Origin of the sequence: Kitasatospora sp. NPDC088779 (assembly GCF_040685395.1) — a bacterium.
Taxonomy (GTDB): Bacteria; Actinomycetota; Actinomycetes; order Streptomycetales; family Streptomycetaceae; genus Kitasatospora.
Map to the genome: position 1 here is coordinate 37873 of NZ_JBFBHW010000062.1, position 11647 is coordinate 49519.

Annotated in this window: 11 protein-coding genes and 3 pseudogenes; 5 read left to right on the forward strand and 9 right to left on the reverse strand. The window is 68.8% G+C overall.

The window, feature by feature from the left end; all coding sequences use genetic code 11:
- Positions 1-106: 106 nt before the first annotated feature.
- Positions 107-1564: an alkaline phosphatase family protein gene (locus AB0P03_RS35805; protein WP_363632782.1), complete on the reverse strand. Its 1458-nt coding sequence runs from the start codon at positions 1562-1564 to the stop codon at positions 107-109.
- Positions 1565-1967: 403 nt separating this feature from the next.
- On the opposite strand from AB0P03_RS35805, the gene AB0P03_RS35810 reads away from it, so the two are divergent.
- Complete coding sequence (locus AB0P03_RS35810) at positions 1968-2408, forward strand: hypothetical protein (RefSeq protein WP_363632784.1); 441 nt, start codon at positions 1968-1970, stop codon at positions 2406-2408.
- Between the two features lie 290 nt (positions 2409-2698).
- Here the strand turns inward: AB0P03_RS35810 and AB0P03_RS35815 are convergent, their stop codons facing one another.
- Both AB0P03_RS35815 and AB0P03_RS35820 read right to left on the reverse strand, forming a co-directional pair.
- Positions 2699-3475, reverse strand: coding sequence for an FAD-dependent monooxygenase (locus tag AB0P03_RS35815; RefSeq protein ID WP_363632786.1), 777 nt, complete (start codon positions 3473-3475; stop codon positions 2699-2701).
- 274 nt (positions 3476-3749) lie between these two features.
- A pseudogene (locus AB0P03_RS35820) lies at positions 3750-3842 on the reverse strand (hypothetical protein); the annotation flags it as partial.
- A 77-nt stretch (positions 3843-3919) separates the two neighbouring features.
- Between AB0P03_RS35820 and AB0P03_RS35825 the strand changes: the two are divergent.
- Positions 3920-4645 carry a TetR/AcrR family transcriptional regulator gene (locus tag AB0P03_RS35825; protein ID WP_363587092.1) on the forward strand — a complete coding sequence of 242 codons (726 nt, stop codon included), beginning with the start codon at positions 3920-3922 and terminating at the stop codon, positions 4643-4645.
- Between the two features lie 44 nt (positions 4646-4689).
- Positions 4690-5077, forward strand: a pseudogene (locus AB0P03_RS35830) (Tn3 family transposase); the annotation flags it as partial.
- Positions 5078-5120: 43 nt separating this feature from the next.
- On the opposite strand, the gene AB0P03_RS35835 reads toward AB0P03_RS35830, so the two are convergent.
- The 5 genes and pseudogenes from AB0P03_RS35835 to AB0P03_RS35855 all read right to left on the reverse strand — a co-directional run bounded on the left by AB0P03_RS35835 (position 5121) and on the right by AB0P03_RS35855 (position 7252).
- A complete protein-coding gene (locus tag AB0P03_RS35835; RefSeq protein WP_363632788.1) occupies positions 5121-5639 on the reverse strand; it encodes a pyridoxamine 5'-phosphate oxidase family protein in 519 nt (172 codons plus the stop codon).
- A gap of 17 nt (positions 5640-5656) precedes the next feature.
- Positions 5657-5788 carry a hypothetical protein gene (locus tag AB0P03_RS35840; RefSeq protein WP_363632794.1) on the reverse strand — a complete coding sequence of 44 codons (132 nt, stop codon included), beginning with the start codon at positions 5786-5788 and terminating at the stop codon, positions 5657-5659.
- 127 nt (positions 5789-5915) lie between these two features.
- Positions 5916-6384 (reverse strand): annotated as a pseudogene (locus AB0P03_RS35845) (MFS transporter); the annotation flags it as partial.
- Positions 6385-6443: 59 nt separating this feature from the next.
- Positions 6444-6902 (reverse strand): SRPBCC family protein, encoded by a 459-nt coding sequence (locus AB0P03_RS35850; RefSeq protein ID WP_363632790.1) that lies wholly within the window; start codon positions 6900-6902, stop codon positions 6444-6446.
- Complete coding sequence (locus tag AB0P03_RS35855; RefSeq protein WP_363623773.1) at positions 6902-7252, reverse strand: metalloregulator ArsR/SmtB family transcription factor; 351 nt, start codon at positions 7250-7252, stop codon at positions 6902-6904. The genes AB0P03_RS35850 and AB0P03_RS35855 overlap by 1 nt, the downstream gene beginning before the upstream one ends.
- Positions 7253-7396: 144 nt before the next feature.
- Between AB0P03_RS35855 and AB0P03_RS35860 the strand changes: the two genes are divergently transcribed.
- Positions 7397-7939 carry a histidine phosphatase family protein gene (locus tag AB0P03_RS35860; protein WP_363632792.1) on the forward strand — a complete coding sequence of 181 codons (543 nt, stop codon included), beginning with the start codon at positions 7397-7399 and terminating at the stop codon, positions 7937-7939.
- 1219 nt (positions 7940-9158) lie between these two features.
- Here AB0P03_RS35860 and AB0P03_RS35865 read toward each other — a convergent pair.
- The gene (locus tag AB0P03_RS35865) at positions 9159-9653 is read right to left on the reverse strand and encodes a hypothetical protein (RefSeq protein ID WP_363587082.1); all 495 of its coding nucleotides are present in this window, start codon (positions 9651-9653) and stop codon (positions 9159-9161) included.
- A gap of 529 nt (positions 9654-10182) precedes the next feature.
- Here AB0P03_RS35865 and AB0P03_RS35870 point away from each other — a divergent pair.
- Positions 10183-10953 carry a cytochrome c biogenesis protein CcdA gene (locus AB0P03_RS35870; protein ID WP_363587132.1) on the forward strand — a complete coding sequence of 257 codons (771 nt, stop codon included), beginning with the start codon at positions 10183-10185 and terminating at the stop codon, positions 10951-10953.
- Positions 10954-11647 lie beyond the last annotated feature (694 nt).

An 11647-nucleotide genomic window follows, 5' to 3' on the forward strand; every position in this document is an offset into this window, starting at 1 on the left:
GTCGCGGTGGTTGGGAGGCCGGTCTGACGCGGCGTAGGCCCCGCCGGCGGTGCGCAGCGGCCTTCGGCCCGGGCCCTGGCCGAAGACCGCCGGGTGCTACTGGGCGCTATCGGGGTCGGTGCGGTCGGTGCGGTCGGTGCGGCCGGTGCGGCCGGTCGCCGGGTTCCTGGGTGGGGAACTGTTGGCCCGCGCCCGGAAGGGCGGGCGCCGGATAGTTCGACACCTCGTACTTGGCCAGTTCGAGCTGCTCGGCGGTCGGGGGCAGCGCCGGGGCCTTGTACACGCCGCCGTTGAACTGGAAGGCCGAGGTGAGGTCCCCGAAGGCGTTGCGACGCCAGTCGGTGACGGTGGCCGACCGGACTCCGGTGAACCGTTCCAGGAACTGCAGCACCGAGGTGTGGTCGAAGGCCTCGCCGGCGACCCAGCCGCCCACCGTCCAGGGCGAGATGATGATGCACGGCACCCGGAAGCCGCCGCCGATCGGCAGACCGCCGACGAACTCGCCCGGCGTGGCGGCCGGGGGCACCGGTGGCGGCACGTGGTCGAACAGCCCGTCGTTCTCGTCGTAGTTCAGGATGAACACCGTCTTCGCCCAGACCTCGGGGTTCGAGGCGACCGCCTCGATCTTGGAGGCGACGTAGTCGGCACCGGCGGCGGGCAGGTAGTCCGGGTGCTCGGACTGGTAGCCGGTCGGCAGGATCCAGGAGACGGCGGGCAGCCGGTTGTTGCGCGCGTCGTCCTCGAAGGTGCCGGCCGGTCGGGCCGTCATGCCCTTGCGGTGCAGCGCGCTGCCGGGCGCGGCCTGCTGGAAGCTCTTGAAGAGCGAGAGCATGTTGGTGCCGTAGTTGTCGGCTTCCTGGTAGACCTGCCAGCTGACGCCGGCCGCCTCCAACTGTTCGGGGTAGGTCTTCCAGGTCAGCGGCTCGGGCGCCGAGTTGCTGATGATCGGGCCGCCCTGGCCGCCGTCGGCTCCGATCGAACCCGTCATCCAGTACAGCCGGTTGGGCCAGGTCGGTCCCTGGACCGAGCAGAAGTAGTTGTCGCAGATGGTGAACGACTCGGCCAGGGCGAACTGGAAGGGGATGTCCTCCCGGGTGTAGTACCCCATCACGTACGGGCCGTTGACGCCGTCGGCGGACCGGTGCGCGGGCAGCCACCGGTCCATCTTCCCGCCGTTCCAGGCCCGGTGCTGCACCGACCAGGAGTGGCTGGTGGACGGGATCGCCTGCGCGCTCGTGGTGAGGGTGTCCAGGTGGAACGGCAGCAGGTAGCCGTCCGGGTTGACGCTGTCGGGCTGGTAGAACACTGAGCGCCCGTCGTCCAGCCGCAGCGCGTTCGGGTCCGCGAAGCCGCGGACACCGGCCAGCGTGCCGAAGTAGTGGTCGAAGGACCGGTTCTCCTGCATCAGCAGGACCACGTGCTGGACGTCCCGCAGCGAACCGGCCTTCGGTACCCCCGCCGCTACCGCTCGTTGGACGCTCGGTGGCAGCAGGCTCATCGCCGCTGCCGCTCCCATCGCGCCGGCCGCCGATCCCAGCAGCCTCCGTCGGGTTATTCCGGACATCAGCCCCACCCTCTCCGTCGCGCCGGTGCGCGTGCGGGATGTCACCGCACCGGACCACCTGTGGCCTTCCCCCGGGAGCTTCGAGGCAGTGGAGACGGCGGATGAACAGCCAAGGAATGTCAGGTACCCGACAGGCACTGAAGGCGCCCCCGCACCACGCTGCTGACAGCTCCGAAGGGACGCCCGAACGCCGGGCGGGGGGCGGTCCGTACGCTGTTCGAAGCCGGGCCTCCGGGGCACGGTCACCACGGTGACCTTCCTCCAGAGGCCGGCAAAGTCGGGTGGTGGTGACCGCAGATTCCCGATCATTCGCCCGTCGTTCAGGAACAACGTGGACCACCGCTCACCTGGTTGCCGAGGCCCTGGTGCGCGGGGTGGCGGCCGGGCAAGCTAGTTTGTCCGGGTGAGTCTCCTCGATGATGTGGCTGAGCGCGACGGCTGGCGATGCTGGGTGTGCGACGAACCGGTCGACCCCGACAAGTCGGTGAACGATCCCAGGGGGCCCAGCGTTGACAGCCGGACCGCCGACCGGAAGGCCAAGGTCGCCGAGCGGCTCGCGCACCGCGGGTGCAACACCCGCAAGGGCGCGGTCAAGGTGGTCATCGCCTGGCCGGACCGCCTGTACGTGGCCGAACCCGCGCCGCTGATCACCGTTGCCGCGAGGCTGGAGCGCAAGGGGGGCCGCGAGATGGTGGGCCGTTGTCCGACCAGGCAGGACGCCCAGGAAGCGGTGGATTGGCTGGTGGACCGGTTCTCCCGACTGGCACCGGGGCTGCCGGTGACCGCCGACATCGAGCCGGGCGGCGGCCAGTTCCTCGTCATCCTGGCCACCGGCCGCCGCTGACCGGGGACCACCAGCGCACACTCGCGTCGAGCCGAACCGTCGACCCACATCGACCCGCCCTGACAAAGGCTGAGCCACGGGCGCGTGACGGGCTGCGACTGCTCGACCGGCGGGCGACCCAACCGAGCGAGCCACCCCCGCGCGTGCGGGGCCGACGCGCCACCGTGCGCTGCCAACGGCCGAACGATCTTGTCGCTGGCCTCCAGTAGTCGGCCGCGTCGTCAGCTGGCGGGGATCAGTATGTCCACGAGCGGGCGAGTCCGGTTGATCGCGCAAGGTGAATTTCGACCTCAGGACAGTTTCGCTTCGGGGGCGAAGGCGGGCAGCTTCTCGAGACTGCTGCGCACGGCCTCGGCGCCGTACTCGAACATCTGCCGCTCGTAGTCGTCGACCGCACTGAGCAGATCCTGCCGGCCTTCGCGTGCCTCGATCAGGCAGCGGCGCAGCAGGTCGGCGTCGCGCAGTGCGGTGTTCGCACCGTTGCCGCCGGTCGGGGAGATGGCGTGGATCGCGTCGCCGAGCAGCGTGACCGGACCGGACGCCCAGCGCTCACCGGGCTTGACCACCCGGATGGACAGCAGGGTGCTGTTGTCCGGGTCGGCCTGCTCGATCAGCGTGCGTAGCCGCGGGTGCCACCCTTCCATCCTGGACAGCACGGTGTCCTGCGCGGCCAGGTTCTCCGGTGAGCCGTTCGGCGGCAGGATCATGGCCCAGCGCACGTAGTCGCCGATGTCGGGCAGCGTGACTTCGGGGGCCAGTTGCTCGGCGGCCTGCTTCGGCGGGGTACGGAAGCGCATCGCGCCGAGCAGCAGGCTGACGCCGTCGCCCGCGATCTTCGAGCCGTATGCCTTGGACAGGCCGGCGAACTCGTCGGTCAGCGGGGTGCGGCCGATGACGAACCGGACGCCGGTGTCGGTCGGGGTGGTCTGCGGCGACAGCACCTCGCGGACCGCGGAGGTGACGCCGTCCGCGCCGACGAGCAGGTCGGCGGTGGCCGGGTCGCGGCGGGCGAACTGGGCTTGGACATTGCCGTCGGCCAGCACGTCGTAGCCGGTCAGCGCGGGCATCGGTGTGCACGGTGAGGCCGGTCAGCAACAGGTGTCGCAGCACCTGCCGGTCGACCACGATGCCGGTCCGGCCCGCGCCGAGCCTGCCGATCTCGTTCAGCTGCGGGTCCAGGATCAGCTGCTCGGCGGAGGCGTCCATGACGATCTCGTCCAACAGCGGGTGCCAGCGCGTCGGCAGGCAGTCGCGCACCGCCTGGAAACCGATCGGGTCCAGGACGAGCCGGTAGCCCTGGAATCGTGCGGCGATCCCCGGGTCGCGCTCGAACACGTCGGCCTCGATCCCGGCACCGCGCAGACCCTGCGCGAGGGCCAGGCCTCCCAGGCCTGCTCCGACAATGGAAACTCGCATCGCATACCTCCGGAACATCGGTACGAACTTAGTTCGTTTCGGTGATCTAAGTTCTACTCAACGAACTTAGATCGCGTCAAGGTATAGTGGTCGGCATGTCCGCCGATCCCCGCCAACGCCGCGCAGCTCGCCACGCCCAACCCGCAGCGGAGGTCGCCGCGTCGGCGCCACGCAAGAAGCCGATCACCGTCGAACGGATCACCGACGCCGCCCTGGAGGTCGTCGCCACCGAGGGGTATGACGCGCTGACCATCCGCCGGGTCGCCGCCGTGCTCGGCACCGGTCCGTCGTCGCTGTACGCGCACATCGTCAACAAGGACGACATCGACGATCTGCTGATCGGCAGGCTCTACGCCGAGGTCATGCTCCCCGAACCGGACCCGGCCGCCTGGCGCGAGCAGCTGCTCGGGGTGTACACACAGATCCGCGACCTGTACCTGGAATACCCTGGAATCTCGCGCGCCGCGCTGGCCATGGTGCCGACCAACCTGGAAACGCTGCGAGTCGGCGAAGGAATCCTGGCGATCCTGCTCGCGGGCGGCATCGAACCGAGGACGGCCGGATGGGCCCGCGACGCGCTCTCCCTCTACGTCAGCGCCTATGCACTGGAGCAGTCGCTGGTCCGACAACGGCGCCGGCACCAGGATCACGAATGGGTGCTCAGCCACGAGGAGTTGCTGGACCGCTTCACCGCACTGCCCGCCGAGAAGTTCCCGCACACCCGACGCCATGCCGCCGAGCTGATCTCCGGCACCGGACACGACCGCTTCGAGTTCGCCCTCGGCCTGCTCATGAACAATCTGCGGCCCACATCCGGTTGACCCGCGGCGTGCGGTGGCCACATGGCGCCGAGACGATCACAAGGCACGTGGAGAAGAAGTCCCTGGCCATCCACTCCCAGCTGATCAACTGCACCGCCTCCGAGGTCGCTGCGATGATCGAGGGCACGATGCGGCACGACACCACCATGGACGTGGAGGCCAACTACACGGACTCGCACGGCCAGTCGGAAATCGGGTTCGGCGTCACGAGGCTGCTGAACTTTGATCTGCTGCCGAGGACCAAGCGGATCAACAAGGTGAAGCTGTACCGGCCGGGCCGGCGAGCCGGACGCCTACCCGCAGCTGGCCCCGGCGCTGACCCGCCCGATCCGCTGGGAACTCATCACCCAGCAGCACGATCAGATAGTCAAGTACGCGACCGCGATCCGGACCCGTACCGCGTCCACCGAGGTGATCCTGCGCGGGTTCACGGGCCAGCGCTCGGCCGTCTGACACGCGCCCGCGGAGTCAGCGGTCAGTGTTGAAAGCGGTAGCGGGTCTGGCTGTACGTCTCGCCCTTGCCGAAGGCGAATCCGGCCTCCGGGTCGATGCGGTACAGCAGGACCTTGCCGGAGCGGATGGTGCCACCGAGGCCGTGCCAGGTGCCGTCCGGGTTCGTCAGCAGGTCGCCGTACTTGCTCTCGTAGGCGTCGGCGGTGGTGCTGCGTTCAGCCGGATCGCACACCAACTCGGCACGTCCCTCGATGGTGATGTCGATACCGTCGAGGACGTTCGTGCCGGTCGTCATGACGCAGTGGTCGTTCGCGTGGAGGTTACGCGTCTTGCGCTCTTGGTCACCGGTGGCGAAGTACAGGGCGCCGCCGGTCCAGACGGCCAGCAACGGTGTCACGTGGGGCCGGCTGTCGGGCCGGACGGTGGACAGCCAGAACAGTCGCGCCTGCTCCAGCTCACGCAGTGCGGTCGGCCAGGGGGTCGCGTCGGCGCCTGAGTCGCTGAAGGGTCCGATCTCGGCGACCGGGTCACGGTCTGACATGGAAGCTCCTCAATGGGTCAGTTGGAAATGGGGTCGGTCACGATCTGGTCGACGGGAGGCGTCGCGGTCTTTTTGGTGACCGGTGCCGATCGCTTGCCGAGCATGGCCGGAGCGATGACCACGTCCACTGCCGCGACGAGGCCGATCACGCCGAACGCGGCCTGATGACCGGGAACCAGCGTCTGCGGCGCGGCGATCCCAGGCGTGGGTGCCTGCGCGGCGACAACGCTGCCGGCGATGGCTACGCCGAGGGCGGTACCAACCGCGAAGCAGCACCACCACCCCGACCGGGACGTCGGTCCAGAAGACCCACTGCCAGCCGAGCGTAGTGGTGATCAGGCCGCCGAGCAGCAGCCCGGCGGTGGCACCGAACCCTCCGATCCCACCCCCAGATTCCCAGTGCCCTGTTCCGCTCGCTGCCTTCGGCGAAGGCGTTCATCACCATGGGCAAGGCTGCGGGGGCGATGATGGCGGCCGACACACCCTGCAAAGCGCGGGCCGCAACCGGGGCTTCGACCGTCAGGGCGAACCCGCGTCCCAACGAGGCCAACACGCGCAGCGAGATCCCGGCCAGGAAGGCCCTGCGGCGGCCGAGCAGATCCGCGGCGCGGCCGCACAGCAGCAGGCCGGCAAAGGCCAGCGCGTAGGCCGTGACCGCCCAGTGGACGGCGGTGCCGTGCACCCGAAACTCCCGCTCGACGGCCGGCAGGGCGGTGAGCAAGCTGGTCCCGTCCAGGATGGTCATGAAGAACGCTGTGCCCAGCAACACCAGCGCCCGCCACCTCAAGGCGGCCGCCCGCGGGCTCACTCGCGCCCTCCCGTACCCAGCTCGACGCCCAGCGCGTCAAGCCAGTCGCCCGTGCCGTGCTTCCGCCAGGAGGGCTCCTCCCGGCCGTCGAGGAAGGCGCCCTGCTCGGTGAGGACCAGCCGGGTGTCCCCATCGGCCGGGCAGAACGCCACGGTCGTCAGCGATACCGTCGCCAGGTCGTCTTCCACGTGCAACACGGAGGTGTAGACGATGCGCTCGTCCCGGACGATGTCGCGGTACAACGACTCAAACGTCATCGACAGGCCGTTGTCCGGGTGGCTGCGGTTGACCTCCCGGCCCCCGACCCGGAAGTCCAGTTCATGCTCCGCGTCGGGGGTGGAGAACCAGCGGGCCTTCGCCTTCGGGTTGGCCCATGCCGCGAACACCCGGGCCGCCGTGGCCGGGTAGAGGCGTTCGAGGGTGAACGTGGCGTGCGTGACAGAACGGTCGATCATCACAAGTTCCCTTGCTCCGGTGTGCCGGGATCATCGAGCAGGTAGTCGCCGAGCCGGTCCAGGCGCCATTCCCAGGACGTGCGCTGCTCGGCAAGCCAGTCCTCGGCCGTCCGCAGTACCTCCGGCTCGATGCGGCAGGTGCGGACGCGGCCGACCTTCTCGGATCTGACCAGCCCGCACGCTTCCAGCACCTGGATGTGTTGCATGACCGCCGGTAGCGACATCTCCAGTGGCCTGGCCAGTTCGCTGACCGGCGCAGGCCCACGGATCAGGCGCTGCACCATCGCCCGGCGCGTTCCATCCGCCAGCGCCTGGAACACCCGGTCCAGCGATCCAGCATAGTTAGGCATGTACTTAACTATGAGTCGGCACATATTTACAGTCAAGTGCTTCCTTACTGCGTAACTCGCGCCGGATAGTGTTCGGATGCAAAGGATCAAGCGATTCCGCCGGGCGGCGCCACGGCCCGCGGACAGGGGGAGGTCAACGTGATCGTGGGTACCGGCCGGAGGCTCGTCCTGATCCGTCATGCGCAGGCCGAACGGGAGACGGCGGTCGACAGGGAACGGCGTCTCGACGAGTGGGGGCGGGAGGAGGCGTCCCGGGCCGGACGATGGCTCGCGGGTTCCGGCATCACGCCCGATCTCGCGCGGGTGTCCGGCGCCCGCCGGACCAGGGAGACCTGGGAACGCGTGGGCGCCGCGTTGCCGCGGCTCCCCGAGACGGTCCACGAACAGGGGCTCTACGACCTCAGTGTGGAGATCCATCGGGGGGAAGCGGGGATCGGCGAGCTGGCCGCGATGGTGCGGGGGAGTTCGGACGACGTGGGCGACCTGGTCGTCGTCGGACACAATCCGAGCCTGTCCGAGCTGGTCCGGCTCCTCGTCGGAACGGCCGACGGCGACCTCTCGCGGCGGGTGGAGGAGTCTGGGTTCCCGACCGCCTCCGTGGCCGTCCTCGAGTTCGACGGTTCCTGGCAGAGGATCGGGCCCGGAGTCGCGAGGATCACCGCGTTCTGGACGCCGTCGCAGGGTTGAGACGGTGTACCTCGAGGCGTCGGTGCGTCCGGCGTCCCACGCCCCACCACCCTGGCCGGGCCCGCCGGCGGCCGGAAGGTCTACCGGTTCCAGACCGCCCGGTGACCTCGTCGCCAGCGACATCCGGCGGTCGACGTCTGTCCGATGAGGTGTTCAACTGCTCATTTGTCTGGTCATTTGTCGGACAGGCCTCAGGGCCCGACGCCGTCGTGCCTGGACGACAGCGTCGCAGGCGTGCCGTGCTGAGCCTCACTGCACGGCGGCGGCTGCGATGCTGTCGAATCGTCGGCAGACCGAGGAAGACCGGCGAGGCTGCGTTCCTGCCGAGCCAGTCTCCAGCGTGTCCGCCTCGGTGCGAAAGACCCAGACGGTGAGGGCCTGGACACCCAGGCCGCCGCGATGGGCCAGCGTCCACAAGCCCGGCCATGGCCTGTTCCGGCGCGCCACCGGGCGGGAGCTGTGGCATCTGGTCCTGCCGGGACAGCGCAACGATCGGGCGACCCGCGACGCCGTGGTCGACCTGGAGGCCGCGGGGAGGGTACGGGGAGGGTACGGGAGGATCTGCGCCTGCCGGACAACCGCAAGCTGTGGACCCTGACCGCGACCGGGCGCCGCGAGGCCGCCGCCCTGCTCCCAGCCGGGGCGAAGCTGTCCGCGCTGCGCCCCGAGCGGGACGGCCAGGCAGGGTGTTCTCCGAGCACGCCCTGGACGTCGTCGCCACTGCCGGTGGCCTTCTGCGATGCCTGGTGGTTTGCGGGGGCGGATCGGGGTGAGAAGAGGACCGGTGGTCGAGAGCGTGGTTCGGACGGTGGACATCCCCCTCTTCATCGTCCGGACCCGTGCCACCGGGGTTCAGAGCCCGGCCACCGTGGCGGTCACACACCGGTGGCCGGGCGCCCCATGGCCGGTGTCAGGGCCTCCGGCCGTCCCGGAGTCAGTCGAGTTCGAGTTCGAGTTCGAGTTCGAGCGCGGTGCGTGGGGGTGCGTGGGTCGGCGACGGCACCTCAGCCCTGTCCGACAGGCGGGCGGATGGGGCGTTCAGCCGCTCGCCGACGGTCCGAACCCGGTCCAGCGATGGCGACCGTCTCGGCGGGCGGGTCCCTTCGGGCACCATCGGCCGGGAGTTGAACTCAGGTCAGACCGGGTTCGGGACGAGGCCCGTGGCGTACTGCCGAGTGGTGTCACCCGCTCCCGGTCGAGGACGCGGGACCGAACCTGCTCAGCCGAAGCCGACCTCGGTGAAGCAGCAGCCTCCGCGCTCGGCTGCGGACAGGGCCTGGACCGACGTGAGCCGCGGGGTGTCGCGGAAGTACTGACGGAAGCCCGACGCGCGGAACTTCAGGTCGAACGAGTGGCCTTCGACGTGCCATTGCGGCCAGTCCTGCCTGCCGTCGTCCGGCGCCAGCCGGCGCACCGAGTCGATCTCCAGCTCCGGATGCATGCCCTTGAAACCGAGGTCGCCCTCAAGGTCCCAGACCTCTTCGAAGACGAGCGTCGCAGGGGCGATCCAGAAGGAGAAGTTCTTTGCGGGCCGGACCGGGTGGACCCAGCGGACGATGTAGTCGAGGTCGAGCAGAAGCCGAGGCAGGACGTCTCGCGTCTGCTGCACGTACAGGCCGTGGACGGTGGCGTCGTGCCATCCCATCTCCTCGAAGTCGGTGTCGCTCCAGACACTCTTCGAGAGGCCCGATTCCTGATGGCTGCCGCTGTTCATACCTGTATCCAAGCAGGCCGCGCGCCAGTGCGTCGTCGGCGGCCACCAGGTCGGCGCCGCCGCCGTCCCGCCGCCGTCCGCGCCGCGGAGGTGCCGGGGGTGGTGCCAGCCCTGACGGCGGCGTGGATGCGGTCGCCCTCTGGGTTTCGGTAGAGCTGGGCGCGCAGCCACCAGTGGTGCAGGGTGCCGCCGAACACACAGTCGTCGGCCTCGCTCATCTCCCGGTATACCTCCATCCGCCGCGCAGGCGACGGGTACCAGAAGCCGGCTGTCCCGGTCGACGAGGCGTGGGGTCTGACAGGCGGGCCACGGGAGTGAGTGGAGAGGTGCGCACCGCTGCCCTGGCCCTGGCCAAATACGGTCGGTCGCCCCTGCATTCAAGCCCCGTCCACTACCGTGAGAGGCTTTGTTTCATGTGCTGCACTCTGATTCAGCGCCCTCACGCGCTCGTCTCGTTGTCCGCCTTTCGACAAAAGGTGCGTTTTGCCGTGATCGCGGTGGCGTCGTGAGCTAGACAGCGCGAGTCGTTCTGGTTTTCGACGGGAGTCAGACCATCTTCACCGGTGCCCTATTCCTCGCAATCCCGGTGGCGATGCTCGGAGGCCTTGTGTCGTTCCTTTCTCCTTGCGTCCTCCCTCTCGTCCCAGGCTACTTGCCCTATGTCACTGGATTCTCTGCTGCGGACCTTGCCGACGCCGAGGGTAGAAAACGCGGCCGAGTTCTGCTCGGCGCCACCCTCTTCGTTGCAGGATTCACGATCGTGTTCGTATCCGCAGGAGCATTATTTGGATCGTTCGGATATTTCCTCCAGCAGCATCAGCGTATTATTCAACAAGTATCCGGAGCGTTTGCAATCCTCATGGGATTGACGTTCGCCTGCTTGCTGCCAAAATTTGCTCAGCGCGAGTTCAGATTGCACCGACGGCCGATTGTCGGTTTGATCGGAGCCCCCGTGCTCGGCGTGGTCTTCGGCGTGGGATGGACACCATGCCTGGGACCGACACTCAGCGCAGTACAGGTGCTCGCCATGGAACAGGCGAGCGCCGGACGGGGAGCCCTGCTCAGCGCCGCCTACTGCGTAGGCCTGGGCCTTCCCTTTCTGGTGACGGCAGTCGCCTTCCGTGGCGCACTCGGAGCATTCGGCTGGGTGAAACGGCATTACCTCCTGGTCATGAGGCTGGGCGGCGGCATGCTAGTCATCGTAGGAGTCCTGTTGCTGACAGGAGCTTGGGACCAGATGATCGGAATCATCAGGGAATGGGCAAGCAACTTCGATCAGTCCGGACTCGTGTCCATCTAGCGTCCCAGCCCGAGAAGACAGTGAGGCGCCTACCGGTGGGACCGGTAGGCGCCTCTTTTGCCCAGCGCCCCAGCGCCGGTTCTCCGTCCCGGCTGATCAGCGGCCGTGTTGTGAGCTCGGCGACCGATGTGACCTCAGGGCCGGATTCGGTGCGGAGAACATCCGCAAGGCCGGTGCGACGCCAGCAGCGACGGCGACGGAGTGGCGCTGGCGTCGCCCGGACGTCAGGTGACCGCGCGCCTCAATACGCGGTGTGAAGCCCCTACCTGGTCGGCAGCCGCCAAGGGCCGGCGGACTTCTGCCACGGTGAGCGACGCCAGGTCTCAGGAACCACTTCCACAGCCTCCTTGCCACCGCGTCGGCAGTCCGGCGCGGGCCAGCGTGGCCGGGCCGAGGTCCGGCACCACCCCTGCCGACGCCGAACCTCGATCCCCGCTGGCCGGCCAGGCAACAGGGATGCCCTGCTGCGCCCCCTGCCTTTCAGGATGGGGCCTGGCCCTTGCGAACCTGTCACCAGCCCCATGGGGGCAGCTCCTCGAGCTCCGCCTGCCGCCGCTGGCCGCACTGGCCCTACGGCTACGGTGGGTGACCGAATCGGTCACTAGTAGGGCTTGGTCAGGTTTGTGCGGTAGTGGCGTGTCTGTTGGTGGGTTGTGTCGTTGGTGGTGTGTGACACCTGAGGAGATGGCCGGGG

What these genes read in the sequence shown, in the direction of transcription:
- AB0P03_RS35805 (WP_363632782.1), bottom strand. Translation starts at nt 1,564, where the DNA reads ATGTCCGGAATAACCCGACGGAGGCTGCTGGGATCGGCGGCCGGCGCG.
- AB0P03_RS35825 (WP_363587092.1), top strand. Translation starts at nt 3,920, where the DNA reads ATGTCCGCCGATCCCCGCCAACGCCGCGCAGCTCGCCACGCCCAACCC.
- AB0P03_RS35815 (WP_363632786.1), bottom strand. Translation starts at nt 3,475, where the DNA reads ATGCCCGCGCTGACCGGCTACGACGTGCTGGCCGACGGCAATGTCCAA.
- AB0P03_RS35855 (WP_363623773.1), bottom strand. Translation starts at nt 7,252, where the DNA reads ATGCCTAACTATGCTGGATCGCTGGACCGGGTGTTCCAGGCGCTGGCG.
- AB0P03_RS35850 (WP_363632790.1), bottom strand. Translation starts at nt 6,902, where the DNA reads ATGATCGACCGTTCTGTCACGCACGCCACGTTCACCCTCGAACGCCTC.
- AB0P03_RS35865 (WP_363587082.1), bottom strand. Translation starts at nt 9,653, where the DNA reads ATGAACAGCGGCAGCCATCAGGAATCGGGCCTCTCGAAGAGTGTCTGG.
- AB0P03_RS35835 (WP_363632788.1), bottom strand. Translation starts at nt 5,639, where the DNA reads ATGTCAGACCGTGACCCGGTCGCCGAGATCGGACCCTTCAGCGACTCA.